General features: G+C 61.9%; 28 protein-coding genes. 13 read left to right on the top strand and 15 right to left on the bottom strand.

Annotated elements, in window-relative coordinates:
• Nucleotides 1-22: 22 nt before the first annotated feature.
• Together rssC and rssB are read right to left on the bottom strand one after the other, a co-directional pair.
• Nucleotides 23-505, bottom strand: coding sequence for an anti-sigma factor antagonist RssC (gene rssC / locus IFT75_RS15295; RefSeq protein ID WP_122477478.1), 483 nt, complete (start codon nt 503-505; stop codon nt 23-25).
• The gene (rssB, locus tag IFT75_RS15300) at nt 502-1686 is read right to left on the bottom strand and encodes a two-component system response regulator RssB (protein WP_192055500.1); all 1185 of its coding nucleotides are present in this window, start codon (nt 1684-1686) and stop codon (nt 502-504) included. Before rssB ends, rssC begins: the two co-directional genes overlap by 4 nt.
• 287 nt (nt 1687-1973) lie before the next feature.
• Here rssB and IFT75_RS15305 point away from each other — a divergent pair, with 287 nt between their 5' ends.
• The gene (locus IFT75_RS15305; RefSeq protein WP_192055502.1) at nt 1974-2276 is read left to right on the top strand and encodes a PilZ domain-containing protein; all 303 of its coding nucleotides are present in this window, start codon (nt 1974-1976) and stop codon (nt 2274-2276) included.
• Nucleotides 2277-2332: 56 nt separating this feature from the next.
• Here IFT75_RS15305 and IFT75_RS15310 read toward each other — a convergent pair whose 3' ends face one another.
• Entirely contained in the window at nt 2333-3034 is a 702-nt protein-coding gene (locus IFT75_RS15310) for an MlaA family lipoprotein (RefSeq protein ID WP_122477473.1), read from the bottom strand.
• Between the two features lie 270 nt (nt 3035-3304).
• On the opposite strand from IFT75_RS15310, the gene IFT75_RS15315 reads away from it, so the two are divergent.
• Entirely contained in the window at nt 3305-3568 is a 264-nt protein-coding gene (locus IFT75_RS15315) for a DUF4404 family protein (protein ID WP_122477471.1), read from the top strand.
• Between the two features lie 48 nt (nt 3569-3616).
• Here IFT75_RS15315 and queF read toward each other — a convergent pair whose 3' ends face one another.
• The 4 genes from queF to IFT75_RS15335 all read right to left on the bottom strand — a co-directional run bounded on the left by queF (nt 3617) and on the right by IFT75_RS15335 (nt 7766).
• Nucleotides 3617-4447: an NADPH-dependent 7-cyano-7-deazaguanine reductase QueF gene (queF, locus tag IFT75_RS15320; RefSeq protein WP_192055504.1), complete on the bottom strand. Its 831-nt coding sequence runs from the start codon at nt 4445-4447 to the stop codon at nt 3617-3619.
• A 103-nt stretch (nt 4448-4550) separates the two neighbouring features.
• Nucleotides 4551-5795: a lipoprotein-releasing ABC transporter permease subunit gene (locus IFT75_RS15325; RefSeq protein WP_192055506.1), complete on the bottom strand. Its 1245-nt coding sequence runs from the start codon at nt 5793-5795 to the stop codon at nt 4551-4553.
• 29 nt (nt 5796-5824) lie between these two features.
• Entirely contained in the window at nt 5825-6508 is a 684-nt protein-coding gene (gene lolD, locus IFT75_RS15330) for a lipoprotein-releasing ABC transporter ATP-binding protein LolD (RefSeq protein ID WP_192049034.1), read from the bottom strand.
• Between the two features lie 7 nt (nt 6509-6515).
• Entirely contained in the window at nt 6516-7766 is a 1251-nt protein-coding gene (locus tag IFT75_RS15335) for a lipoprotein-releasing ABC transporter permease subunit (RefSeq protein WP_122477464.1), read from the bottom strand.
• Nucleotides 7767-7861: 95 nt separating this feature from the next.
• Here IFT75_RS15335 and IFT75_RS15340 point away from each other — a divergent pair, with 95 nt between their 5' ends.
• On the top strand, nt 7862-8449 hold the full coding sequence (locus IFT75_RS15340) for a PilZ domain-containing protein (RefSeq protein ID WP_192055508.1): 588 nt from the start codon (nt 7862-7864) through the stop codon (nt 8447-8449).
• A 27-nt stretch (nt 8450-8476) separates the two neighbouring features.
• Nucleotides 8477-9199: a glycerophosphodiester phosphodiesterase gene (locus IFT75_RS15345; RefSeq protein WP_192055510.1), complete on the top strand. Its 723-nt coding sequence runs from the start codon at nt 8477-8479 to the stop codon at nt 9197-9199.
• 42 nt (nt 9200-9241) lie between these two features.
• Here IFT75_RS15345 and sthA read toward each other — a convergent pair whose 3' ends face one another.
• Together sthA and ptrR are read right to left on the bottom strand one after the other, a co-directional pair.
• A complete protein-coding gene (sthA, locus tag IFT75_RS15350) occupies nt 9242-10636 on the bottom strand; it encodes a Si-specific NAD(P)(+) transhydrogenase (protein WP_049859964.1) in 1395 nt (464 codons plus the stop codon).
• 223 nt (nt 10637-10859) lie between these two features.
• Nucleotides 10860-11771 (bottom strand): putrescine utilization regulator PtrR, encoded by a 912-nt coding sequence (gene ptrR, locus IFT75_RS15355; RefSeq protein ID WP_192055512.1) that lies wholly within the window; start codon nt 11769-11771, stop codon nt 10860-10862.
• A gap of 100 nt (nt 11772-11871) precedes the next feature.
• On the opposite strand from ptrR, the gene IFT75_RS15360 reads away from it, so the two are divergent.
• From IFT75_RS15360 to IFT75_RS15375, 4 genes are all read left to right on the top strand, one after another.
• Nucleotides 11872-13245, top strand: coding sequence for an aldehyde dehydrogenase family protein (locus IFT75_RS15360; RefSeq protein ID WP_192055514.1), 1374 nt, complete (start codon nt 11872-11874; stop codon nt 13243-13245).
• 68 nt (nt 13246-13313) lie between these two features.
• Nucleotides 13314-14180, top strand: a complete 867-nt coding sequence (locus tag IFT75_RS15365) for a pirin family protein (protein WP_192055516.1) — start codon at nt 13314-13316, stop codon at nt 14178-14180.
• 112 nt (nt 14181-14292) lie between these two features.
• Entirely contained in the window at nt 14293-14760 is a 468-nt protein-coding gene (locus IFT75_RS15370; protein ID WP_192055517.1) for an Lrp/AsnC family transcriptional regulator, read from the top strand.
• Between the two features lie 366 nt (nt 14761-15126).
• The gene (locus IFT75_RS15375; RefSeq protein WP_192055519.1) at nt 15127-15645 is read left to right on the top strand and encodes a sigma factor-like helix-turn-helix DNA-binding protein; all 519 of its coding nucleotides are present in this window, start codon (nt 15127-15129) and stop codon (nt 15643-15645) included.
• 2 nt (nt 15646-15647) lie between these two features.
• On the opposite strand, the gene IFT75_RS15380 is transcribed toward IFT75_RS15375, so the two are convergent.
• Nucleotides 15648-18014 carry a DNA polymerase II gene (locus IFT75_RS15380; RefSeq protein ID WP_192055521.1) on the bottom strand — a complete coding sequence of 789 codons (2367 nt, stop codon included), beginning with the start codon at nt 18012-18014 and terminating at the stop codon, nt 15648-15650.
• A gap of 156 nt (nt 18015-18170) precedes the next feature.
• Between IFT75_RS15380 and IFT75_RS15385 the strand changes: the two genes are divergently transcribed.
• Nucleotides 18171-20072 (top strand): DNA topoisomerase III, encoded by a 1902-nt coding sequence (locus tag IFT75_RS15385; RefSeq protein WP_192055523.1) that lies wholly within the window; start codon nt 18171-18173, stop codon nt 20070-20072.
• A gap of 101 nt (nt 20073-20173) precedes the next feature.
• On the top strand, nt 20174-20473 hold the full coding sequence (locus tag IFT75_RS15390; protein ID WP_122715836.1) for a YkgJ family cysteine cluster protein: 300 nt from the start codon (nt 20174-20176) through the stop codon (nt 20471-20473).
• A 16-nt stretch (nt 20474-20489) separates the two neighbouring features.
• On the opposite strand, the gene IFT75_RS15395 is transcribed toward IFT75_RS15390, so the two are convergent.
• From IFT75_RS15395 to IFT75_RS15405, 3 genes are all read right to left on the bottom strand, one after another.
• A complete protein-coding gene (locus IFT75_RS15395; RefSeq protein ID WP_192055527.1) occupies nt 20490-21167 on the bottom strand; it encodes an anti-sigma factor in 678 nt (225 codons plus the stop codon).
• Nucleotides 21168-21193: 26 nt separating this feature from the next.
• On the bottom strand, nt 21194-21730 hold the full coding sequence (locus tag IFT75_RS15400) for a sigma-70 family RNA polymerase sigma factor (protein WP_192055529.1): 537 nt from the start codon (nt 21728-21730) through the stop codon (nt 21194-21196).
• A gap of 96 nt (nt 21731-21826) precedes the next feature.
• Nucleotides 21827-22363 carry a DUF3455 domain-containing protein gene (locus tag IFT75_RS15405; RefSeq protein ID WP_192055531.1) on the bottom strand — a complete coding sequence of 179 codons (537 nt, stop codon included), beginning with the start codon at nt 22361-22363 and terminating at the stop codon, nt 21827-21829.
• Nucleotides 22364-22551: 188 nt separating this feature from the next.
• Here IFT75_RS15405 and IFT75_RS15410 point away from each other — a divergent pair, with 188 nt between their 5' ends.
• The gene (locus IFT75_RS15410; RefSeq protein WP_185793125.1) at nt 22552-23469 is read left to right on the top strand and encodes a ZIP family metal transporter; all 918 of its coding nucleotides are present in this window, start codon (nt 22552-22554) and stop codon (nt 23467-23469) included.
• Here IFT75_RS15410 and IFT75_RS15415 read toward each other — a convergent pair.
• On the bottom strand, nt 23461-24306 hold the full coding sequence (locus tag IFT75_RS15415; RefSeq protein ID WP_192055532.1) for an NAD-dependent protein deacetylase: 846 nt from the start codon (nt 24304-24306) through the stop codon (nt 23461-23463). The genes IFT75_RS15410 and IFT75_RS15415 overlap by 9 nt on opposite strands.
• Nucleotides 24307-24361: 55 nt before the next feature.
• On the bottom strand, nt 24362-24583 hold the full coding sequence (locus tag IFT75_RS15420) for a hypothetical protein (protein ID WP_122477437.1): 222 nt from the start codon (nt 24581-24583) through the stop codon (nt 24362-24364).
• Nucleotides 24584-24779: 196 nt separating this feature from the next.
• Between IFT75_RS15420 and IFT75_RS15425 the strand changes: the two genes are divergently transcribed.
• Together IFT75_RS15425 and IFT75_RS15430 are read left to right on the top strand one after the other, a co-directional pair.
• Nucleotides 24780-25640: a DHH family phosphoesterase gene (locus IFT75_RS15425; protein WP_192055534.1), complete on the top strand. Its 861-nt coding sequence runs from the start codon at nt 24780-24782 to the stop codon at nt 25638-25640.
• 50 nt (nt 25641-25690) lie between these two features.
• A complete protein-coding gene (locus tag IFT75_RS15430) occupies nt 25691-25933 on the top strand; it encodes a hypothetical protein (RefSeq protein ID WP_122477434.1) in 243 nt (80 codons plus the stop codon).
• Nucleotides 25934-25942 lie beyond the last annotated feature (9 nt).

The raw sequence follows: 25942 nt of genomic DNA on the forward strand, positions 1-25942 counted from the left end.
CGAGCGAGTCACCCGAAGGTACTCAGCTGCGTTCCAGCGCGTTCACCAGATCGTGGAAGGCTTCGCGGTTGGACTCGTTCAGGCCCATGAGAATCTTGTGCGCTTCCAGCACCTTGGCCCTAACCACATCCTCGGACAGATCCTGCGAAGGCAGGTCCGTCAGGCAGTCGGGGCAAGGAATCGGGCGACCGACGATGTTGAACACCTGATCGAAACCCATGGACTGCAGCAGGCGCGTGATGTCCTCGTGAGTCGTCACCACCGTTGGCAGCAATCCGACTTTTTGACGAGACATGATCGACAACTTGGCCAGCAAGCCCAAGGTGGTGCTGTCGATGCTGCGGGTTTCGGTCAAGTCGATCACGATGGCTGAAAAATCGAGGGCGGTGAAGATCCGCTCGATCGTCGCATCCAGCGCCGAGCAGAGCGTCAGGCGCACCTCACCCACGAATTTCAACACGAACGTGCCGCTTTGTTCAGCAAACTGGATTCTACCAGTACTCATGCAAGGTTCCTGCTCAGCACCATCAGGGCGATATCATCCGGCATCTCCCCGAGTGTGGCCAGTCCAAACTTTTGCCGCAAGCCATCCAGGCTGCCGCCCGCTGCACTGACGATCTCAGGCAATGCAGCTTCTTTTTCCTTCAGCGTTTCGCCTGGCAGCAAGTCCAGTATCCCATCGGAAAGCAGGGTAAGGCTGAACTGCTCCGGCAACGCCATGACGTGATCGGTATACGTGGCTTCGTTGAACAGACCCACCGGCAGGCCGCGTCCCTGCAGGTACTGCGTTTGCTCGGGGGTGTACAGCACCGGAAGCGGCAAATGCCCGCCGATGCTGTAGGTCAACAGCCCGGTGTGCTCGTCGATCACCCCGCCGACCATGGTGACATGCTTGCCCAAACGCGTGTTGATCAAACCCCGGTTGATATGGCCCAGCACGTCGGACGGTTTGAATTCGGGCATCGCACCACCGCGCCTTGATTCGAACATGAGGCGGGTGGTCATGAATTTCAACAGCACCGTGACGAATGCCGATGAAGCGCCATGACCGGATACGTCGGCCAGATAGAACGCCACGCGGTGCTCGTCGACCCGAAAATAGTCGACGAAGTCGCCCGACAGGTACAGCGACGGGATGATCTGGTGTTCGAAACTGAATCCGTCGGTGCTCCAGGGACTCTGAGGCAGCATGTTCATCTGCACTTGCCGGCCGGCAGTCTGGTCTTCCTGCAGCAGATGAAGGCTGGCTTCCAGTTCACGATTGGCCGTTTCCAGCTTCTCGCGGTAGCGACGATTCTCCAGCAGCAGCCGCGAGCGATCCAGGGCCCGGCGAACCGAGTGCTCAAGCACGGCCAGATCTTCAAGAGGCTTTATCAGGTAATCGGCGGCACCCAGGCGCAATGCTTCGACTGCGTCGTTCATCACTCCGGCACCGGACAGCACGATCACTGGAATATCGGGAGAACGCTCGGTCACCTGGCGAATCAATTCAAGGCCGCCCACCTGCGGCATGCGCAGGTCGCAGATGACGAGATCGGGCTGTTTTTGCTCGAAGACCTGGAGGCCCTGCAGGCCATTGTTCGCCTGCAGCACGCTGAAGCTGCTGTCTTCGAGGTAGGCCGCAAGGCTTGCGCGCACCACATCGTCGTCATCGATGATCAGCAGCGTTGCACTGGTTTTCTGCATGTGGGCAAACGGCGCCAGAAATTGGTTGTCGTAAGTAGGTCAGCAAGGTAAAAACTGGCGATGCAAGCAATGGGTCGCCTACCTTTACTTCTAGCCTCTCGCAGAGGCGAATACAAGCGCTGGGTGCCCTGAGCATTCGGATGCAGAGGTGCCTTGTAAGGCGCAGACGGTACTCCCATCCGGCAAGCGTTTCAAGGGTGTTGCGACACGGGCCAGGGCGGGCCGATTGGCCTATTACCTTGGGTTATAAGAACGTTAACAATAGCAACTAGATCGAAGGACAAACCATGAGCCACAGTGATCGTGACTACAGTGAGAAACGTGATTTCATCCGCATGACTGTGGATGCAAAGGTCGACCTCAGGATCGGCGACGTTGTCGTTCCCGCCGTATGCAAGGATCTTTCGAGCACCGGTATGCAGCTGGAAGCCCAGACTCAATTAAGCGTAGGAGATCAGGTTGGCGTCCATTTGCCTTCCAACCATCCCACGCTCAGCGATCTGGACATCCAGGCGGAAGTGATACGCGTAGAAAGCTCGAAGCAGGATGGTATGCAGATCATAGGCCTGCACACATTGAGCATGGACTGAACGCCGCGCATGAAAAAAGGCGACCCTCGGGTCGCCTTTTTCATGCCTGGTTACAATTAAAAATCATCTTCCACTTGGCCATCTTTGACCCGGAATTCACGGTTCTGCAAGTAAGCGTTACGCAAGAAGATGTACTTGTCGCCGTTGATCAGCTTTTCAGCCGACAGCAAGCTTGCGCGCGTATCCACCAGGTTCACCCCCAGCGTGGTATTGCGGGTCGGCACGTGGTCGATGTAGCGATACGGTGAGGTATAGGTATCGGGATACTTGGCGAACGCATCGCGCACGGTGCTTGGCCCCATCAGCGGCAGGACTACATAAGGCCCACTGCTTACACCCCAGTAGCCCAGGGTCTGGCCGAAATCCTCGTCGCTGCGCTGCAGGCCCATCTTGGTGCCCACATCGAAGAAGCCGAACAGGCCGAAGGTGGTGTTGAAGATCAGCCGCGCAGTGTCGGTACCGGCAGCGGCAGGCTTGAGCTGCATGACGTTGTTGGCCAGATTGCCAACGTCGCCGATGTTGCTGAACACGTTATGAATGCCGTCTTCCAGGAACTGCGGGGTGATCCACTGGTAGCCTTGGGCGATAGGCTTGAGCGCATAGGTATCCAAGGTATCGTTGACCCGGAAAATCGCACGGTTGACCGGCTCCCATGGATCCTCTTCGGCGGCCTGTGCTACCACGGGCGCCACGGCAAGCCCCAGGAGCAGACAGGCTCCAGCCACTCGGTCGATGACAGCTGAACCGGTCAGACGCATACGTGTTACTCCTTGAGATACGATTGGGTCGCATGCGACCGCCAACAAAATGTGGCCCAGTATAAAGTGTCCAGGCCGGATTAGGCAGTGCGCTGGCGAACGCAGCGCTGCCGATCAATCTGAACGTACCCATGCCAGACTTCAGGCCCGCCCTCAAGTTCATTCGCGCGGCCGTCTGGAACGGCATGGAATTCCAATGATGCGAGCCGACACGGACCTTTGCGCACGGGGCGCGGTCCATGTAAGTGCCTATCACTCAAGGAGAACGTCATGCCAGCCCGCGAATTGCAGGAACAACTCGATGAACTGCGCGAGCAACTGGAAAAGAACCAGACGCTGTCGCTCGAGGAGCGTGAAGACATGCGCGTCCTGATGGAGCAGATCAAGGCGCGCATGGAGCTGGAAAATGCCACGGCGGACCCTTCCGTCGCCGACAGCGTGAACCTGGCCGTCGAGCGCTTCGAAGTCGATCACCCTGGTGTGGCTGGCGCACTGCGCAATATCGTGCAGACGCTCGGCAACATCGGTATCTGAAGACTGTACAACTGCAGCCGCCTGCCCAAGCGGCTGCTGGATGCACCCTTACTGGCGAACCAGCCGGCCATTGGCCGCGGGCAGCGTGTCAGTGCTGCGGTAGGGGTTGATGTCCAGGCCGCCGCGGCGTACGTAGCGGGCGAACACGGTCAGTCTTTCTGGCTGCAGAAGTCGCTGCAGATCGGTAAAAATCCGCTCGACACATTGCTCGTGGAAATCCGAATGCTGACGAAAGCTGACCAGGTAGGCCAGCACGCTGGCGTGGTCCAGCACCGGACCGCTGTAGGCAATACACACACTGCCCCAGTCCGGCTGGCTGGTGACCGGGCAATTGGACCGCAGCAGATGGCTATGGATGGTTTCTTCCACAATGGAGCTCGGGTCGCAACGCAGCAGCTCAGGCTGTGGGTGATCGTAGCTGCTGACCGTGATGTCCAACTCGTCGATGCACACTCCAGGCAGTTGAACCACGCCCTCCGCCTGCACATCTTCCAAGCGGCGCACCTTGACGCCCACCGTCTTGCCGGCAGCCCCAGAAAGGTCCGCCACCAGCACGGCCTGCAGGTCATCGATCGACGCAAACGCCGTCTGGTTAAGCGAGTTCAGGTACAGCTTGAACGACTTGGATTCGATGATGTTCGGTGAATCCGCAGGAATGGTGAATTCACCAATGGCTACGACCGGCTTTCCCGAAGGCAGCAACCAGGAAAGCTCGAAGCAATTCCACACGTCCACGCCGGTATAGGGCAGGGTTTCCGCGCTCAAGCCCAACTCGGCCCACTTTGCTGCACGGGGAATGGGAAACAGCAACGAGGGGGTGTAGGTGGAAACGTACTCGCTGGACTTGCCCAGGGGAGAATGTTCGGCTGCGGGATGCATGAAATAAACCTGACTGAATGAACGACGGCAGTTTAGCGAATTTGCCGCGCTGCTGCATGGCGACGACGGCGCGGCTGCACGGCCGCACCGCGGTCGTCATGGATCACTCGTAGCGCAGGGCGTGCGCCGGTTCGATCTGTGAAGCCCGATAGGCAGGGTAGATAGTCGCAAGGAAGCTCAGCACCAGCCCTGCCCCGCAGATCAGCATGACATCCCCACCCTGCAGCTCGGAGGGCAGATTGCTGATGAAATACACGTCCGAAGTGAAGATGTGCTGGCCGCTGATGCGCTCCACCCAGCCGACGATGGCGCTGACGTTGATTGCGGCGATTACGCCCAGCACACCCCCGATCACGGTGCCGGCCACGCCGATGACCGTACCCTGGACCATGAAGATCCCCATGATCTGCCTCGGCGTAGCGCCGATGGTACGCAGGATGGCGATATCCGCGCCTTTGTCGTTCACCACCATGATCAGGGTGGCAATGATGTTGAACGCCGCTACCGCAACGATCATCAGCAGCAGCAGGCCAATCATGGTCTTTTCCATTTTCATGGCACTGAACAGACTGCCCTGGGTATGGGTCCAGTCGTCGGCCTTGTAGGCCGTGCCGAGGTCCTTGACGATGGCGGCACTGACCTCGGGCGCCGTGTACAAATCCTTCAGCTTGAGCCGTACGCTTTGCACCTGCCCCGGCTGCCAACGCTGCATTTCCGCCGCATCCGCCGCGTTGATCAGGCCCATGGAGCCATCGAGTTCGGCGCCGACCTTGAACACGCCGACCACGTTGAGACGCTGCATGCGCGGAGTGATGCCACCCGGCGCAGTGCTGACTTCCGGAACGATAAGGGTGATCTTGTCGCCCACGTTCAAGCGGAAGCGCCTGGCGGTGATTTCACCGACGACGACGCCGAATTCACCCGGTTTGAGATCCTCCAGGCGTCCCTGGACGATATGGTCGGCGACGATCGACACCTCGCCCTCGCGGGCCGGATCGACACCGCTGATCTGGATCGGCTGCATCATGCCCTTGTACGAGAGCATGCCGTCGAGCTCGGTGAACGGCACGGCCGCCAGCACTTCGGGGTTTTTCATGGCGGCGGCAGCGACGGGGCGCCAATCGTCCAGCGGCTTCACGCCCTGGATCATGGCGTGGGGCACCATGCCCAGGATGCGCGAGCTCATTTCGCGCTGGAAGCCGTTCATCACCGACAGCACCACGATCATCGCCAGCACGCCCAAGGCAAGGCCGATCGTCGAGGTCATGGAGATGAACGAAATGAAGTTCTTGCGCCGCTTGGCGCGGGTGTAGCGCAAGCCGATGAAAATTGACAAGGGTCTGAACATGCAGAGGTAACCCGTTAGAAAAGAAAAAGCTAGATCGGCACCAGACGCCCGTCTTCCAGACGCAGTACGCGGTCCATCTGTCGTGCCAGGCTCAGATCATGGGTGACCACCAGAAACGCGGTGCGCAGCGAAACGCTGAGCTCGAGCATCAAGTCCTGAATGCCTTGCGCGGTGTGGTTGTCGAGGTTACCTGTGGGCTCGTCGAGCATCACCAGCCCCGGCGTGTTTACCAAGGCCCGGGCAATGGCCACGCGCTGACGCTCACCGCCCGACAGTTCGGCCGGCTTGTGTTGCAGTCGATGGCCCAGGCCCACGCGCTCCAGCAATGCAGTGGCGCGCTGTTTCGCCTCGGGGATGGCGGTCTTGCCGATCAGCAGCGGCATGCAGACGTTTTCCAGCGCAGTGAATTCGGGCAACAGGTGGTGAAACTGGTAGACGAAGCCCAGGGCACGATTGCGCAGCAGCCCGCGCGCCCGCTCGTTCAGCGCCGAAAGCTCTTCACCCGCCAGCCACACGCTGCCGCGGCTGGGCGTATCGAGCCCGCCAAGCATGTTGAGCAAGGTGCTCTTGCCCGAACCGGAGCTGCCGACGATAGCCACGCGCTCACCGGCGTGCAGCTCCAGTTGCAGGTTGTCCAGCACGACCACGGATTCAGGGCCTTCCTCGTAGGATTTACCCAGGTTGCGACAACTCAGTACTGCTTGTTCACTCATGCCCGACTCACTCATAACGTAACGCCTCCGCCGGCTGGGTACGCGCAGCACGCCAGGCCGGATACAGGGTGGCGAGGAAACTCAGGACCAATGCCGCGCCGCAGACCATGAACACATCGTTGGCCATGAGCTGCGAAGGCAGGTAGTCGATGAAGTAGACATCGGCATTGAGAAACTTGTGGCCGATGGCTTTTTCGAGCAGGGCAATGGCCGCGCTGACGTTCAAGGCCGCCAGAATGCCGACCACGGCGCCGATCAAGGTGCCGACCACGCCGATCACCGTGCCCTGCACCATGAAAATGCGCATGATCTGCCCGGGCGTCGAGCCCAGGGTGCGCAGAATGGCGATATCGCCCTTCTTGTCGTTGACCACCATCACCAGCGTGGAAATGATGTTGAACGCGGCCACGGCCACGATCAGCAGCAACAGCAGGCCGATCATGGCTTTCTCCATGCCGATGGCCTGGTAGAGATTGCCGTGGGTACGGGTCCAGTCGCGCGCATAGTAGGTCTGGTCCCCCAACTGCTTGGCGATCTGCCAGGACACTCGCGGAGCCTGGAACAGATCTTCGAACTTCAAGCGCAGCCCCTGAACCTCGCCCGCTTTCCAGCGGTGCAGCTTGCCCAGGTCTTCGAGGTTGGCCAGGCCCAGGTAGCCGTCGAGCTCGCCGGCGCCGACGTGAAAGATGCCGGTCACGGTGAAGCGCTTCATGCGCGGGAACATGCCGGCCGGGGTGACCGTGACTTCAGGTGCGACGAAGGTGACCTTATCGCCCACACCCACACCCAGCTTGGTCGCGGCCTTGTCGCCGATCATCAGGCCGAACTCGCCGGCCTTGAGGTCATCGACCCTGCCCTGCTTGACGAAGGCGTCGATGATCGAGACGTTGTGTTCCTGCGCAGGGTCGATGCCATTGAGCAGGATTTTCTGCACCTGGCCGGCGTGGGTCAGCAAACCCTGCATCTGGGTGAACGGCGCAACTGCCGCCACCTGCGGGTTTTGCCGAACCTGAGCCGCCAGCGCCGGCCAGTCGGCGATGGGCTGGCCGGATTCGACGGTGGCGTGGGGCACCATGCCCAGCACGCGGGTGCGCATCTCGTGATCGAAGCCGTTCATCACCGACAGCACCACGATCATCACGACCACGCCCAGGGCGAGTCCGATCATCGAGGTGAGGGAGATGAACGACACGAAATGATTGCGCCGCTTGGCACGGGTGTAACGCGCGCCAATGAAAACGAAAAGAGGTCTGAACATGTCGGGGCTTGTTCGGGTGAAAGAGGAGACGTCCTGCTGGCAGGGCGTGACGAGCAGCTTTACACTCGGACCATCGCCTCTACCCTGGGTTCGTCATGTCGACATCAGATGAAGAAGATCGCCGCGAATACTATCGCATCGATGACCGCATCGCACTGGAAATCACCATACTCCCGGCCAGCGAGACGGCGGGTGAAGACATGTTGCAGGATGCGTCGCCGCTGTTCGACCTGCTTGGCGAGATGCACCTGGCCGAGTTCGAAACCCAGCATCTGCTGCGCCAGCTCGGCGAAGCCGACCGTGCCGTGGAAGCCGTGCTCAAGGCCCAGAACAAGCGTATCGACCTGCTTGGCCAAGTGGTTGCGCAGACGCTAGTCGAGCGTATCGGCGAGGCCCGGCCAGTGGTGCTGTCCGAGGGCGGCCTGGCGTTCTTCCAGCAACAGCCGATGGAGGAAAATACGCGCCTGGCGTTGCGGATCGCGCTGATGCCCCAGGCGCTAGGGCTATCGCTCAAGGCAAGCGTCACCAACTGCATCGCAGTGGGTAACGACCAGTTCGAGATCGGCACCCAGTTCGTCGACATCAGCGATGCCCAGCGTCAGCTGCTCGCCCGTTACATTCTGCACAAGCAGCAGGTTCGACGACGTCAGGCGCGCGAGCGGCAAGACGCGACCACCGATTGATCCACTACTCTCATTCAAGGAGCGAACGTGACGCTTATCTATGGCCATCGCGGTGCCAAGGGGGAAGCCCCGGAAAACACTCTCGCAAGCTTCAAGCAATGCCTGGAACACGGTGTGCGCCGGTGCGAGCTGGATCTGCATCTGTCCAGGGACGGCGAGCTGATGGTCATCCATGACCCGACCCTCAAGCGCACCACTGGCCGTGGCGGCAAGGTCGTCGAGCACGACGCCCAGGCGCTGACCCGCTACGACGCGCGCAAGGGTGGGCCGGGATGGGTGTCGCCCTGCCCCATTCCACGCCTCGAGGAACTGTTCGAGCAATGCGCCTTCGAGCACTGGCAACTGGAAGTGAAGAGCGCATCGCGCACGCGCGCCGCCAGCACTGTGCTGGCAATCCGCGAACTGGCACAGCGCATGAATCTGCTGGACAAGATCACCATTACCTCCAACTCACGGGAAGTGCTGCGCGCCGCTTTGGAGTTGACCCCGGACGTCGCCCGCGGTCTGGTGGCCGAATACGCCTGGCTGGACCCGATCAAGGTTGCCCAGGGCTACGGCTGCGAGATGCTCGCCTTGAACTGGACGCTGTGCACACCCGAGCGCCTGCTCAAGGCCCAGCGCCAGGGTCTGCATGTGTCGGTATGGACGGTCAACGAGCCTGCACTGATGCGCAGGCTCGCCGACTTCGGCGTGGACAGCCTGATTACAGACTTTCCCGGTTTGGCCAGCGCCACCCTCGAGAATCGCTGAAATCGGTCTCCCCGGCCGGCTCAGGCCACCGGCCGGAGCCGCTCAAAAAAGCCGGTTGAGGCCGTCGTAGGCTGCAACCCGATAGGCTTCGGCCATGGTCGGGTAGTTGAAGGTGGTGTTGACGAAGTACTTCAGGGTATTGAGTTCGCCGGGCTGGTTCATGATCGCCTGGCCGATGTGCACGATCTCCGAGGCCTGGTCGCCGAAGCAATGCACGCCCAGCACCTGCAGGGTTTCGCGATGGAAGAGGATCTTCAGCATGCCCACCGGCTCGCCGGAAATCTGCGCGCGGGCCATGCCCTTGAAGAATGCCTTGCCCACCTCGTATGGCACCTTGGCCTGGGTCAGTTCGTGCTCGTTCTTGCCGATCGAGCTGATCTCGGGAATGGTGTAGATCCCGGTCGGCACGTCGTTGACGAAGCGCCAGCTGCCGTTGTCGACCACACTGCCGGCTGCGGAGCGGCCCTGGTCGTGGGCAGCACTGGCCAGGCTCGGCCAGCCGATCACATCGCCTGCCCCATAGATCGTCGGCACCGAGGTGCGGTAGGCCTCGTCGACGCTGATCTGGCCCCGGCCATTGACTTTGATGCCAATGTTTTCCAGGCCCAGGCGATCGGTGTTGCCGGTACGGCCGTTGCACCAGAGCAAGGCATCGGCCTTGATCTTCTTGCCAGACTTGAGGTGCAGCACGACCCCGTTCTCGAGGCCTTCGACTTTCTCGTATTCCTCATTGTGCCTGACCATCACGTTGTTGTTGCTGAAGTGATAGCTCAAGCCCTGGGAAATTTCCGCGTCGAGGAAGCTGAGCAACTGCTCGCGGTTGTCGATCAGCTCGACCAGCACGCCCAGGCCGCTGAAAATCGACGCGTACTCGCAACCGATGACGCCGGCGCCGTAGATGATCAGTTTGCGTGGAGTATGGGTGATGCTCAGCACGGTATCGCTGTCGTAGATGCGCGAATGGCTGAAGTCGATGTCGGCGGGCCGGTAAGGCCGCGAACCGGTGGCAATGATGACGCTCTTGGCGATGAGTTTTTCTTGCGCACCATTGGCGCAGATCACTTCGACGGTTTGCTCGTCGGAGAAACTGCCGGTGCCGAAGAACACGTCGACGCGGTTGCGCGCGTAGTAGCTGGTGCGCGAGGCCACCTGTTTGGCGATCACCCGCTCGGCGCTCTTGAGCACGTCCGGGAACGAGAACCAGCGTGGCTCGCCAATGGCACGAAACATCGGGTTGGTGTTGAACTGGATGATCTGCTTGACCGAATGGCGCAGCGCCTTGGAAGGAATGGTACCCAGATGGGTGCAGTTGCCGCCGACCTGGCGCCGACTGTCGACCATGGCCACCTTGCGCCCGGCCTTGGCGGCGTTCATCGCCGCCCCTTCTCCGGCGGGGCCGGAACCCAGCACCACTACGTCGTAGTTGTAGACAGCCATGCGTACTCCTTCAAATCTGGCCGGGCGCCACGACGGCGCCAGCGGCTGGCGTGCCCTCATCAGGCATCGAAAAACTTGCGGTGCATTCTATAGCAAGCGCAGGCACCGCGAACATTTACCCTGGGTCGGCGCGTAGCCTATTTTCCGTGGCCGGCAACGTCAACGTTTGCCTGCGACATTTCGCCACCCTGCGACCGTCGAAAATCCCCGCCCCTGTGAATGACTAGGTCAGCGCAGTGCCAGATGCCGAAGCCCTGGAGGCCGCAGAGGTCTGAGGGACGCTGTCGTCGAGCAGTTCGAGCATCGCCGCCAGGTTGGGCGAACCTGCGCCACGGCGCCAGATCAGCCAGGTGTGCAGCCAGCGAAACTCTTCGGCCAGGGTCCAGACACTGACGTTGCTGCTGCCGGGCATGCTTTCCAGCATGCTGCGCGGCATCAAGGCCAGGCCGGCGCCGGCACTGACGCAGGCGAGCATGCCGTGATAGGACTCCATTTCGAAGATCTTGCCAGGCGCGGCGCCGTCGGCGACGAACCAGTTCTCGAAATGCCGCCGGTAGGAACAGTTGGCGCGAAAGGCATAAATGGTTTCGCCATTGACGTCCTGGGCTCGGGACACCGGCGCATGACTGCGCGCACTGACCAGAACCATTTCCTCGTCGTACACCACCCGGCCGTCGAGCAGTGGATGACGCAACGGGCCGTCGACGAAAGCGGCGGCCAGGCGCCCGCCGAGTACGCTGTCGAGCATGTCGCCCGACGGCCCGGTGGACAGGTCCAGCTCGACCTTGGGATAACGATGATGGTACGCCGCCAGCAACGGGGGAATGCGCACGGCTGCCGTGCTTTCCAGCGAGCCCAGTGCGAACGAGCCCTGCGGTTCGGTGCCGGAGACCGCCTGACGCGCCTCCTCGACCAGATCGAGGATGCGGCGCGTGTAGTCAAGAAAACTCCAGCCATTGGGCGACAGGCGCAGGCGCAGCTTTTCGCGGATGAACAGATCGACCCCCAGCTCGCTCTCCAGTTGCTTGATCCGCGTCGTGAGGTTGGAAGGCACTCGATGCACCCGCTGAGCGGCGGCGGCAATGCTGCCCTCTTCGGCCACCGCGCGAAACAGCTCCAATTGAGTGAGGTCCATACATTCTCCAAACGAGATGGTTTCGATTATTATTATTCAGTTTTCATGATTTAACCACGCCCGTATTGTGGCTGACATATTCCTTCGACAGGTAAACGCCATGACGCATGCCATTTCCATGAATCCCGCCACCGGCGCCGAGCTGCAACGCTACCCGTTCGACAGCGAGGCTCAGCTCGAGCACACATTGGCCGACAATTTCGCTGCCTTCGAACAATGGCGCTACGTCGCGCTCGGTGAGCGCGCCGCAGTCATCGCGCGCGTGGCAGACGTGCTACGCGAAATGAGTGAGCCGCTGGCGCAGATGATCACTCGGGAGATGGGCAAGCCCATCACCCAGGCGCGCGCCGAAGTCGAGAAGTGCGCCGGACTGTGCCAGTGGTACGCCGAACACGGCCCGGCGATGCTCGCCGCCGAAGCGACCCAAGTGCCCGGCCAGAAAGCGCGCATCGAATACCGTCCGTTGGGGCCAGTGCTGGCGGTGATGCCGTGGAATTTCCCGCTTTGGCAAGTCTTGCGCGGCGCCATTCCGGTGATCCTGGCCGGCAATGGCTATTTGCTCAAGCACGCGCCGAACGTGATGGGCAGCGCCACACTGCTGCGGGAGGCGTTCGACCAGGCGGGCCTGCCCCAAGGCCTGTTCGGTGTGCTCAACGTCGAGCCCGCTGGTGTATCGCGGGCCATTGCCGACCCGAGGGTGGCTGCCGTGACCGTGACCGGCAGCGTCGGTGCAGGCTCGGCAATTGCCGCACAAGCCGGCGCGGCGCTGAAGAAGTGCGTACTGGAACTGGGCGGCTGCGACCCGTTCATCGTTCTGGCCGATGCCGACCTGGACGAAGCGGTCAACGCTGCCCTGCTCGGCCGCTTCCAGAACACCGGCCAGGTCTGCGCCGCCGCCAAGCGCCTGATCATCGAATCGAGCATCCTCACTGCCTTCACCGAACGCTTCGTGGCCGCAACGCGCGCCCTCAAGGTGGGCGACCCGCAGCTCGACGACACCTATATCGGCCCCATGGCTCGCTTCGATCTGCGCGACGAGCTGGATGGCCAGGTACAAGCTTCCATCGAGCAAGGCGCCCAGTTGCTGCTGGGCGGACACAAGCTGGCCGGCGACGGCAATTATTACGCGCCCACCGTGCTTGCCAACGTGCAGCCGGGCATGACCGCCTTCGATCAGGAGCTGTTCGGCCCCGTGGCCTCCATCGTCGAGGCGCGCGATGCGCACCACGCGCTGGCACTGGCCAACGACAGTGATTTCGGACTGTCGGCAACGGTGTGGACCGGGGATGTGGAGATGATCGAATATTTCACCGAGCGCCTGGAAACCGGTGCGATCTTCATCAACGGCTACGGTGCCTCGGATGCCCGCGTGGGCTTCGGAGGCATCAAGAAAAGCGGCTACGGACGCGAGCTGTCGCACTTCGGTCTGCGCGAGTTCTGCAACGCGCAGACGGTCTGGCTGGATCGCCGCTGAGCTGTTCAGGCAACGGGCTTGTGCGGCATAGTCATGCACCGCAGTGATTATCCGCACCCCGAGGCCCCATGACCCGAACCGTCCTCCAGCAGTTTCCCGCGCAGCGCGACGACATCGGTGACCTGATCACCCGTCGCCCGCTGCCTGGCCCCGGCATCGAGCAGCTCGATCCGTTTCTTTTCCTCAATCACCACGGTCCGCAGACCTACCCTCCCAACAACCAGGGGCTGCCGTTCGGGCCGCATCCCCATCGTGGCTTCGAGACGGTCACGTTCATCCTCAAGGGCGAGCTGTCGCACCTGGACAGCGGCGGCCATGAAAGCATCATCGGTGCCGGCGGCGTGCAGTGGATGACGGCGGGTTCCGGGCTGGTGCATGCCGAGCTGTCGCCGCAGTCGTTCAAGCGCGAAGGCGGCCCGCTGGAGATCCTCCAGCTGTGGGTCAACCTGCCAGGGCGTTTGAAAATGACACCCCCGGCCTATGTCGGTCTGCAAGGCGCGGACATCGCCACGATCACCGAGCCCCTGGCCGAGGTCCGCCTGATTTCCGGCGAGTATGTGTCCGATGGGCATGGCGCCAGGCGCGGGCCTGTCGAGTCCCTCACCGGCCTGTGCCTGATGACCGTACACCTGCAACCCGGCGCCCGCCTCTCGCTGCCGGCACCGCTGGGGGAAAACGTCTTTCTCTATGTGGTTGACGGCGAGGCCGAGATCGCCGGGACCCCGCTGCAATGCCATCACCTGGTCGAACTTGACGAGACGCACGACAGGGTAACGGTCGAAGCCACCGGCCCAGCCACGCTGCTCTATGGCCACGGCTTGCCACTGGGCGAACCAGTGGCAAGCTACGGTCCGTTCGTGATGAACACTCGCGAAGAAATCCAACAGGCCTTCGCCGACTACCAGGCGGGCAAGTTCGGTCATATCGCAGGCTAAGCGTTCCGTGTTGCATTTTGGCCGATCAGCGCGGGTGACTGGAGCAGAACGTCGGAAACGAGCCATACTCTGCATGAAGTCGACCCGATAACCACAAGAACCGGACTCATTCATGCAAACCAGCCTCAGCCCGATCGATCGGCGCATCCTGCGCCTGCTCCAGCACGACGCGGACCTCTCGGCGGCCCAGGTCGCCGAACGTGTGGAGCTGTCCCAGTCACCCTGCTGGCGACGCATCCACCGCATGCAGGAAGAAGGGCTGATCGAGCGCAAGGTTGCCCTGCTCAACCCGAAAAAACTCGGCCTGAGCATGACCATCTTCGTCAGCATCAAGCTGTCCGGACACGGCCGGCGGCACCTGACCGAATTCGAGGAAGCCATCATCGGCTACCCGCAGGTGCTCGAGTGCTACACGATGGCAGGCGGCATGGATTTCATGCTCAAGGTGGTGGCCAAGGACATAGCCAGCTACGAGCGGTTTTTACGCCACCATCTGCTGCAGAAGCCCCATGTGCAGGAAGCCTACTCGAATATCGCCATGAGCGAAGTCAAGCGGACCACCGAGCTGCCGCTGGAGTGAGGGATGGGCGCACAAGAAAAACAGGAAACCACAGACAAATCATTTGACATGCAAATGATAACGATTATTATTGAGCTCAACCGGTCGAGAGATCGGTTGGATAATCCGAAGGGCCTTAGGTCGGACCTTCAGATTATCTCCTCATCAGGCTAATCACGGTTTTTGACCCGGCTTTTTGCCGGGTCTTTTTTTTGGATCTTCAGGCTAATGAAGAGCGTTGCACGCCGTCGGTTTCTAACTTCACCGACTTGAAGGCGCCACTGCAAAGATGGCGCGCATGATATCAAAAGAACATCGGAAAACGGAAGTCCGAACTCGCTTTCTCTCTACAGATGACCAGGTTTCGCGCAAATGGAGGTGTCACCGATGACCCCGCTGCTCACGCCCTCGCATGATCTGTCAGACCTCATTCACGACCAGCCACACCCGGACCGTCTTCATCGACAATTGCTGGATCTGCCAAGGCGGACTCGACAAGTCCTGCTCTACAGCCGCCTCGACGAACTTCCCTACCTGGACATCGCCCAGCGCTTGCATACGACAGTCGGCGACGTCGAAGCCAGGATGCAGGCCGCGCTGCGTGCCTGCTGTACACCTCTCCTTGCCGGCCAGAACATGGCCATCCACTGGTACGTCAAGCTGCAAAGCCCATTGACCACCGCCAGCGAGCGCATCGACTTCCGGCGCTGGCTGGACAGCGACGGCGCTCATCTGTCCGCTTTCCATGCCACCGAGCTGCAATGGCGCCAACTGCTCGCGCCAGCCACGCTGCTGGGCCACGACCGCTGGCACCACAAGGCACGCCAGGGGCTGGGGCTGCGGGGCTGGGTGACAGCAGGCCTGGCCATGGCGCTGGCGATGGAGCTCATCAGCCAGAGCCTCTGAGCCTACTGAAACAGACCGAGCTGGCCACCGATCAGCGTGTTGAAGTCGTCGTCGACGAACGGCAGGATCGCATCGGCAATGGGTTGCAGCTGCCGGGTCAGGTAATGGTCGTAGTCAATGGCTGAATCTCGTACTTCCAGAGGTTCGGGCCCCGCCACCGTCATGACGTAGCTGATCCAGCCGCCGCGCTGATACTGCAGGGGCCGCCCCGTAGAGCGGTTGTGTTCATCGGCGATGCGCGCCGCTCGAACGTGAGGCGGCACGTTACGCTGATAGTCGTGCAAGGGCCTGCGCAGTCGCTTGCGGTAGACCAGCAAGTCGTCCAGCTCACCTGCCAGGGTTCGTTTCACGTAATCGCGAACATACGACTGATAACCCTGATAGTGGAAAATTCTCGAGTACAGCGACTTCTGGAACTCACGGGCCAGCGGCGACCAATCGGTGCGAACGCTTTCCAGTCCTTTGTAGACCATCTCGTCCTGGCCGTCGGCGCGTCTGACCAATCCTGCATAGCGCTTCTTGCTGCCCTCTTCCGCACCCCGGATGGTCGGCATCAGGAACCGCCGAAAATGGGTTTCGAACTGCAGCTCCAAAGCGCTGTTCACTCCATATTCACGCTGAAGGTGCTGACCCCACCAAAGGTTGACCTCGGCCACCAGCTCCTTGCCGACGCGGCTGGCCTCGACTTCGTCGTGGGCGCTGTTGAGCCAGACGAACGTGGAGTCGGTGTCGCCGTAGATCACCTGGTAACCGCGTGCCTCGATCAGCTCGCGGGTACGGCGCATGATCTCGTGGCCGCGCAGGGTGATCGACGACGCCAGGCGTGTGTCGAAAAAGCGACAGCCACTGGACCCCAGAACACCGTAGAACGCGTTCATGATGATCTTCAGCGCCTGCGACAGCGGCGCGTTGCCCTGCGCCTTGGCCGTCTCGCGCCCCTTCCAGACGCTGGCGACAATGGCGGGCAGGCAATGCCGCGTACGTGAAAAGCGCGCGCCGCGAAAGCCTGGAACCGAGTGTTGATCGTCTGGGTTGGCCAGACCTTCCGCCAGACCTACCGGGTCGATCAGGAACGTGCGAATGATCGACGGATACAGGCTCTTGTAGTCGAGCACCAGCACCGACTCGTACAGGCCGGGCCGCGATTCCATGACGAAACCGCCAGGGCTGGCCTCGGGTGGGCGTTGGCCGATATTGGGCGCTACGAACCCCTGGCGGTGCATCGCCGGCAGATACAGATGGGTGAAGGCGGCGATCGAGCCACCGCTGCGGTCCGCTGGCAAGCCGGTAACGCTGGCGCGTTCGAGCAGGAAGGTGAGCAGTTGCGTCTTGGCGAAGATCCGCGTGACCAGCACGCAATCCTTGATGTTGTAGCGCGCCAGGGCCGGTTTGTCCTCGGCGAACATGCGGTTTATTTCGTCCATGCGCTGGTACGGCGTGGAAATGTCCTTGCCCTCGCCCAACAGCGTCCGCGACACGTTTTCGAGACTGAACGAGGGAAAGGTCCAGGTTGCCGAACGCAGCGCTTCGACCCCGTCGATGATCAGCCGGCCCGGCGCGCCGGCGAAATAGTGGTCGCTGCCGCTGCCGTGTTCGCGCCAGGTCATCTCCGCGCCACCGCGGCCCAGCAACAAGGGTACGTTGAGGCGTCTGGCGTGTTCGTGCAGGACGCGCAAGTCGAACTGCACGACGTTCCAGCCGATGATCACGTCCGGGTCGTGTTCGGCGAACCAGGCATTCAGGCTTTGCAGCAGTTCCACCCGGCTTTGCCGGTAATGCAGGGCAAAATCCAGCGTGCGCGCATCGCCGTTGGGCGGTCCCAACATGAACACATCACGTTGGCCACAGCCTTCGATGCCGATGCAGTACAACTCACCCTGGGCGGTGGTTTCTATGTCCAGCGACGCCAGCCGTAGCTGTGGACGGTAGGCCGACGCGGGCTTGAGCCTGGCCTCGTGGTATTGGCCGTCGGCCTGCAAGTGGCCATCGAAGACCACGGCTGCCGTAATGAAGCGCTCCATCAGGTAGCGCTCCGGTGGACGAATGTCAGCCTCGTACACTGCTATGCCGGCTTGCCTGAGCATGGTTTCCAGACGTTGCAACTGGCCGTACTGCCGGCAATACAGGCCTGACACCGGTTGCTGGTCGAAATCGCGCAGCGCCAGCGGTTTGAGCTCCACACCGACCTCGCCTTCGAGCAGACGCCGCGCGTGTTCCTGCTGCAGTGTGGGCAGGAAGGCGACCGAAGGCTGGGGCGGCAAGCGTACCAGCCGCGGCCCGGCATCGGTCGCCAGCCACAGTTCGACCTGGGTGCCTTCGGCGGTGTCGCGCCAATGTCGCGTCAGGATGAAACCCTGTTGTGGGGTCACGGCGGCGGGCCTTTAACGAGGAAATTAGGCGCGGCGACTGCAGGCCGAGCTCACATGAGGCAACATCATAAACTGTACATCCATACACATAAAGCTTGCCTGTCTTGATACGTCTGGCATGCTACGGCTCTGCACGGCTTCTTCATCAAGGTACCTATGCGGCTGTTTCTCTGCGAAAAACCTTCCCAGGCAAAAGACATCGCCAAGGTGCTGGGCGCCACGCGCCGCGGTGATGGCTGCTGGATCGGCAATGCCGTCACGGTGACCTGGTGCATCGGGCACCTGCTGGAAACCGCGCCGCCCGACGCCTACGACGCGCGCTACAAGCGCTGGGTGCTGGCCGATCTGCCGATCATCCCGCAGCAATGGAAAATGCAGGTGAAACGCAAGACGGCCAGCCAGTTCAAGGCGGTCAAGCGCTTGTTGAGTGAAGCCCAGGCGCTGGTGATCGCAACGGACGCCGACCGCGAAGGCGAAATGATCGCCCGAGAGCTCGTCGATCACTGTCGCTACCGCGGTCCGGTGCAGCGGCTGTGGTTGTCGGCCCTGGACGACGCCTCGATTCGCAAGGCGCTGGCGGCTCTCAAGCCGGGCGCCGAGACGTTCTCCCTGTATCACAGCGCCCTGGGGCGCTCGCGGGCCGACTGGTTGATCGGCATGAACATGAGCCGGCTGTTCACCCTGCTCGGCCGTCAGGCGGGGTACCAGGGCGTGTTGCCCGTGGGGCGGGTACAAACCCCGACCCTGCGCCTGGTGGTGGACCGCGACCGAAGCATCGCCGATTTCGTCCCTGCCGCCTATTGGGCCATCGATGTGCAACTGCTCGGCGAACAGACCGAGTTCACGGCGCAGTGGATACCGCCAGCAGACAGCTGCGACGATCAAGGACGCTGCCTCAACCAGGCGCTGGCGCAGCAGGCCGCTGCAGCGCTCAGCCAGGCAAGCCACGCAACGCTGCACAAACTGCGTACCGAGCGCGTCAAGGAGGCCGCCCCCCTGCCCTTCGACCTGGGCACCCTGCAGGAGGTCTGCTCGAAAAAGCTCGGGCTGGGGGCACAGGAAACCCTGGACGTGGCGCAGGCACTGTATGAAACCCACAAGGTCATCACCTATCCACGCAGCGACTGCGGCTACCTGCCGGTCAGCCAGCACGGTGATGCCAGGGCGATCATTGCAGCCCTGGGCCGCGCCGACCCCGGGCTGGCAGCGTTGCTCCCCCACCTCGATGAGCAGCGGCGCTCACGCGCCTGGAACGACGCCAAGGTCGGCGCCCACCACGGCATCATTCCAACCGCGGTTGCGGCAACGCCCGACAAGCTGCAGGGCAAGTACCGCGCGGTGTATACCCTGATCCGCGCCCGCTACCTGGCGCAGTTTCTGCCCAATCACGAATACGACCGCACCCAGGCCGACTTCGACTGCAGCGGTCAGGCGTTGCGCGCGGTCGGCAAGCAGGTGGTCGAACCCGGCTGGAAGCGCGCCATACCGCAGGCGCTCGGCGCTGCCAAGGGTCGCGAAGCGCCGGCTCCGCAGCCATTGCCGCGGCTGATCGAGGGCCAGCGCTGCGTGGTACGTGACGTGAAGCTCAAGGACCTGTGGACCCAACCCCCCAAACCCTTCACGGAAGGTGATTTGATCAAGGCGATGAAAAACGTCGCCAAGCTGGTCGAAGACCCGCGCCTGAAGCAGAAACTCAAGGACACCACCGGGATCGGCACCGAGGCCACCCGCGCCGGCATCATCCAGGGCCTGCTGGATCGCGGCTACCTGACCAAGCAGGGCAAGGCACTGGCGGCGGCGCCCGCCGCCTTCAGTCTGATCGACGCGGTACCTCGAGCCATCGCCGACCCGGGCACCACTGCCATCTGGGAGCAGGCGCTGGACATGGTGCAGAGCGGTGAGATGTCGCTGGAAACCTTCGTCGCCAAACAATCGGCGTGGATGAGCAAGCTGGTGGAGCGTTGCGCCGGGTTGCGCATGGTCATCAGCGGTCCTGCGCCAAAAGGCGCGACGCCGTGGAAAAACAAGCGCAAGCGCAAGTCTTCAAAGGCAGCCTGACCTGCAATCCGTCGCCCGACGCCTAGATGTGCACGCCTTGCTTTGTGAAATGGCGCAACTACCGGTACGCTGCCCCGATCACTTCCTGCCAGGCACTACCCTTGATTGCGCTGCATGACATCGCTGTGACCAGCGACATCGACCCCTCCATCAGCTGTGACCGCTGCGCCGCCAAGTGCTGTCGCCTGGAAGTCATGCTGATCACCGACACCGGCGTACCGGAGCGCTTCATTGAAGTGGACGAATGGGGTTCGGAAACCATGTCGCGCCTGGACGATGGGTGGTGTGCCGCATTGGACCGACGCTCCATGAGCTGCAGTATCTACCTGAATCGCCCGTTGATCTGTCGCGAGTTCGACATGGGCGGGCCGGACTGCCAAGAAGAGCGCATGCGCCCTTAAGCCTCCCGGTTCCGGGTCATATCACCTTGACCGCACGACCGATGAACTGGATGGGGCCGGTTGGCTTGCCGGTCGTCGAGCCTGACTTGGGCTCCAGGGTCAGCTCGAACAACTGGTTGTTCTCCAGCGGCGGAAGCTTGTCCAGGGCTACGTGTACGCTCTGCCCCGGTTCCACCAGACCCAGCGAGACAGGACCTTGCCAGCTGTCGGCCTTGGTCCAGAACTGCAGGGCGCGGTCAGCCGGCACCGCCGTATCGTTCAACGGAATCAGCTGAACCTCCCTCGAGTCACTGGCCTGCACCACCCAACCTGGCGCCTTGTCCTGAGGCGCGATGAGCACGACGACATAGGCTGGACCCGGCACCGGCGCGCGAACGTTGAACAACAACGCGCCCAGCACCAGCGTTGCCGCCAGCCCGGCGCCCGCCAACCCGCGCCAGACACCCAGACGATTCCACCAGATCGGGATGGGCTGCGCGCCTGCGCTGTCGAGGCTGCGCTGGATCCGTGGCCACAGCGTCGCCGGCGTCTGCACAGGCGTGACGCGTTGAGCCAGGGGCAACAGGCGCGCGTCCCATGCATCGACCGCCGCGCGCAGTTCCAGGTCAGTGGGCAATCGCCGTTCGACTTCTGCCCGCCGCTCTGCATCGAGCGTTCCCAGCACATACTCGCTGGCCAGTTCTTCAGTATTCATGGGCTCTACCGTCTCGCTTCGTTCGCTCATCCCATGCACTCACGCAGTGATGCCAGGCTGCGCTTGATCCACGCCTTGACCGTGCCCAGCGGCGTTTCCAGCCGCTGGGCGATCTCGGCATGGGTGTAGCCATCCAGATAAGCGTGGTACAGGCACTGGCGTCGCTGCGGCTCCAGTTGCTCCAGGCACCCGTCGATCCGCGCACTGCCCAGTGCCTCATCTGCGGCCTCGTCGGTGGACAACGACTGCAGATCGTCCTCGTTCAGCCCGCGCAACCGCGCGTTGCTGCGAATGTGGTTGAGCGCAAGGTGCCGGGTGATGGTGAACATCCACCCCCGCGCCGAACCTCGCTGCGCGTCGAAACTGGCGGCTTGCGTCCAGATCCGCAGGAACGCATCGTGGACGATATCTTCGGCCAACGCTCGATCGCCGACAATGCGCAGAGCCACGGCCAACAGGCGCCCGCCTTCGCGCTGATACAAGCCGTGCAGGGCCTGGCGATCGCCACGGGCACAGTTTTGCAGGGCAACTTCGTAATCGAATGGATTTTCCGGCAAGGACAAGAAAGACCGCCATGGCAAGTGGGAGAATGAAGCTCGCTCGGCAGTGTAGACCAGGCGCGCGGACTTGCCGTTCCGCGCGCCGTGTCTAGACGACTTTTACTTGGCGGACCAGAAAATGTAGTCGGCCTGGTATTTGACGATTTCTTTCTGACCCTTCTGCGCGGTGGTACACGCGCTGGTCGGGGCAACGCCGCCCTTGAGTGCGGTGCGCTGGATGTAGGTCACGCCCTGCATGGCGCCCTTGCCTTCGACCGGATTGGCTTTGACCAACTGGTAAGGCAGATTGCCGTCACCGGCCGGTGCGACAGCAATCTGAGTGCCGGTCACCTTGGAGCCGTCTGCCGACTGCCAGGTGGCGGGCGGGCCGAAATAGGTGCCTACTTGCTTGCCGGAGCGATCATTGAGAACGGCCTTGGGACCAACGAACGTCCACTCTGTCTGGCCAGCGGCATTGGCCTTGTCACGGCATTCATAAGTGATTTCGCCCATGCCGACGGTTTCCATCGCGACCTTGTTGCCAGCCGGAACCTGAACCGGAGCAGGCAGATCCATCTGCGCGTGGGCAGTGGTGGCCAGGGCGAAGGTGGCGGCAAAGAGGACGTTGGCCAAGCAGAAACGGTGTGTGCTGTTCATGTCGTAAGCTCCATAAGAGTGATCGAACCGGCAGCGCCTTGTGTAGCTGCTGTAGGTACTACTCATCAGCGGGGCATTTGGATGCAGTTAAAAAAAGATTTTTCCTACAACGCCCATTCACATGCAGCGCAACCCCTGTCGCTTATTCGGGTCCATGCTTAAGCCCGCAGCAATTTCCAGAGAGCCCTATGCCTTCCAACACCGCCACCAACGACAGCTGGCCACAGCGTTTTCGCGACAAACCCTGGTTATGGACCCTCACCGGCCTGCTTCTGGCCGTCAGTGCGGTGGTGGTGGTATGGAGCATCGTCAATGCCCTGCTGCACGCCGACCGTCAACATGCCTGGTATGCACTGCTGGGCGGCACCGGTGGCTTTGCAGCGACTGCCCTGGGCGCATTGATCGCCCTGGCACTCAGGGAAATATCCTCCAAAGTACAGGATGTGATGCTCGGCTTTGCTGGCGGCATGATGCTGGCAGCGAGCACCTTCTCGCTGTTGCTGCCAGGCCTGGCAGCCGCCAATACCCACACCGACAGCTCTGCGGTCGCCGCCTTGGTGGTGATCCTCGGCCTGGGGCTTGGCGTGGGCTTGATGCTGGCACTGGACAAGGTCATTCCCCACGAACATGAAAACGCCGGCAGGCACGGCCCCAATTCCGAACGAATCCACCGGGTGTGGCTGTTCGTGTTGGCCATCACTCTGCACAACCTGCCTGAAGGCATGGCCATCGGTGTGAGCCTGTCCGACGGCAACCTTGCAGTCGGCATTCCGCTGACCAGCGCGATTCTGTTGCAGGACATTCCCGAAGGCCTGGCCGTGGCCATGTCATTGCGGGCGACGGGACTCAGCGCGGGCAAGGCTGCCCTGGTGGCGATGGGCTCTGGCCTGATGGAACCGCTGGGCGCGATGGTGGGCCTTGGGCTGTCGAGCGGGTTCGCGCTGTCTTACCCGATCAGCATGGGACTGGCCGCTGGTGCCATGATTTTCGTGGTGTCTCACGAAGTGATTCCTGAAACCCACCGCAATGGTCACCAGACCCCGGCAACGCTGGGCCTGATGCTGGGGTTCGCGGTAATGATGTTCATGGATACCGCGTTAGGTTGACGACTGGCTGCCCTGGACCAGCCTTTGCGCTATCTGGGGCAGAACCTGCTCGCACGGCTGCGTGACCTTGATGCTGAGCAGTCCATCGGCGCGAGTGCGGCCCATGTTGATCGCCAGCAGGCGTTTGCCTTGGCGAGACATCTCCTGACACAGGCGAAAGCTCGAATAGGCCATCAGTGATGTGCCGACGATCAGCATGCCAGGCGCCGCTTCCACTGCCTTCCACGCGGCCCGAGCCTGCTCCGGTTCGACGCCTCCGCCAAAGAACACCACGTCAGGCTTGAGCAGATCGCTGCCACAGCAAGGACAATGGGGCATGCGGAATGCCTCGAGAAAGCGCGCTGCCAGTTGTGCATCACCATCAGGCGCGAGTACCGCATGCACGTCCTGCAGGTAAGGATTCTGCTCTTCGAGCAGCAACTGCACATCGTCGCGCCGCAGTCGCATGCCGCAATCCAGACAGACCACTCGGTGCAGGTTGCCATGGAGTTCGACGACGTTGCGGCTGCCAGCCACATCGTGCAGCCCGTCGACATTCTGGGTGATCACCCCGCTGATCAGGCCCTGCCCCTGCAGTGCTGCCAGCGCCTGGTGAGCCGGGTTGGGCGTGGCCTGGTGCACACCCCGCCAGCCCACCATCGCCCGCGCCCAGTAGCGCTTGCGCGTGGCGGGGCTGGCGATGAAATCCTGATGCATGATCGGTGCGCTGCCCCGCCTGACCCCGTCGCTATCGCGATAATCGGGAATGCCGGACGCGGTACTGATGCCTGCCCCGGTCAGTACCAGATAAGGCGCCTGCGCCATCTGCTGGTAAAGGTCATCGGCGAGTTCGACCATGGCTGCAATTACCTCGAGTTAGCGGGAGGCCACACGGCCGAGCAAAAGCGCAGGTTCAGGATTGCGAGGGGGTAGCCTGGTCCATCAGCTCGTCAACCGCCTTGGCGCACTGGACGCGATAGTCGGCAGGTAGCAGGCACAACTGCGGGCTGCCCAGCAGCCTGAGCTTCGCCGCTTCGGCAACCGCTTGCATGTCGACCCCGCGCAACGAAAATTCCTCGAGCAACGCCTGCATCGCATGGTGACGCTGATCCGGACTGGACGTTGAAATCGACATATTTTTTTCCACGATAAAGTGCCCATGTGAAATGCACTGCTTGAGATGACAATGACTGCCGGGGCCGGCGAAATACTTCGCTGTGGCGATGGACGGTCGCCGGACATTGAACGGTTCGGCGCTGGCAATCACGCGCCGGGCCCTGCAATCGCTTAGAATGCTCGACCTGCACTACCCGTCGATTCCGGAGCCTTACATGACCGCAGCCCCCACCACTACGCTTTGCATCTACCACGGAAACTGTGCCGACGGCTTCGGCGCAGCCTGGGTAGTGCGCAAGGCACTTGGGCCTGACGTCGAATTTCATGCCGCCGGACACGGTCAGCCGCCACCCGATGTCACCGGCAGGCGTGTGCTCATCGTCGACTTTGCCTACGACTACGAAACACTCATGGCGATGGCGGCTCAAGCTGTTTCGATCCTCGTGCTCGATCACCACAAGACTGCCCAGGCCGACCTGCTCAAAGTACCGCCGGCTCCAGCCTTTGGCGAACATGCAGAAGGTGGCAATGTGCATGCGCTTTTCGACATGAGTCGCTCGGGCGCAGGCCTGGCCTGGGACTACTTCTTCGCCGGCCAGCCGCGCCCTGCCCTGATCGATCACATCGAGGACCGCGACCTGTGGCGGTTCAACCTGCCGGGCACGCGCGAAGTGCTGTCCAATCTGTTCAGCTATCCGCAGGAGTTTGCCGTGTGGGATGCGCTGCTGGCTGCACCCGTCGAGACGCTGCTGGCGGACGGCATTGCGATCGAGCGGCAGCGACAGAAAACCGTGGCCGATCTGCTGCGCGCCACCGCGCGGCGAATGTCGATCGGCGGTCACGACGTGCCGGTGGCCAACATACCCTCATTGTTCGCCAGCGATGCCGGCAACATCATGACCCAGGGCGAGCCGTTTGCCGCGTGCTACTCGGATGGCCCCAAGGGTCGCTCGTTTTCGTTGCGCAGCACCGATGAAGGCATGGACGTGTCGGAAGTCGCCAAACAGTTCGGCGGTGGCGGTCATCGCAATGCGTCGGGCTTCCGCGTACCGTACGGCCACGAATTGACGCGCTGAGCACAGGTGGAATGACCACCGACCACCCCTATTTTGCTGGAGAGCGTCACATGCCGCAGGAACGACTGGATCTACTGAAACTGCCCAAGGACGTACGAGGCTCGGTCAATGGCCTGGTCCGCGCGTTGAATGCCGCCAGCACCAAAGCGGATGTAGAGCGCGAAGGCGCGCTTGAAATTGCCCTGATCCTGGGACTCGAACAGTCGCGCAAACTCAAGCCGGCCGATATCGAGGCGCTGTACATGATTTTCGACGACGCCAAGGAGGCACGCCTGCAGGCGTTGCAGAAGTGACCGTTCAGG

Origin of the sequence: Pseudomonas sp. CFBP 8758, from assembly GCF_014841725.1 — a bacterium.
GTDB classification, from domain to species: domain Bacteria; phylum Pseudomonadota; class Gammaproteobacteria; order Pseudomonadales; family Pseudomonadaceae; genus Aquipseudomonas; species Aquipseudomonas baltica.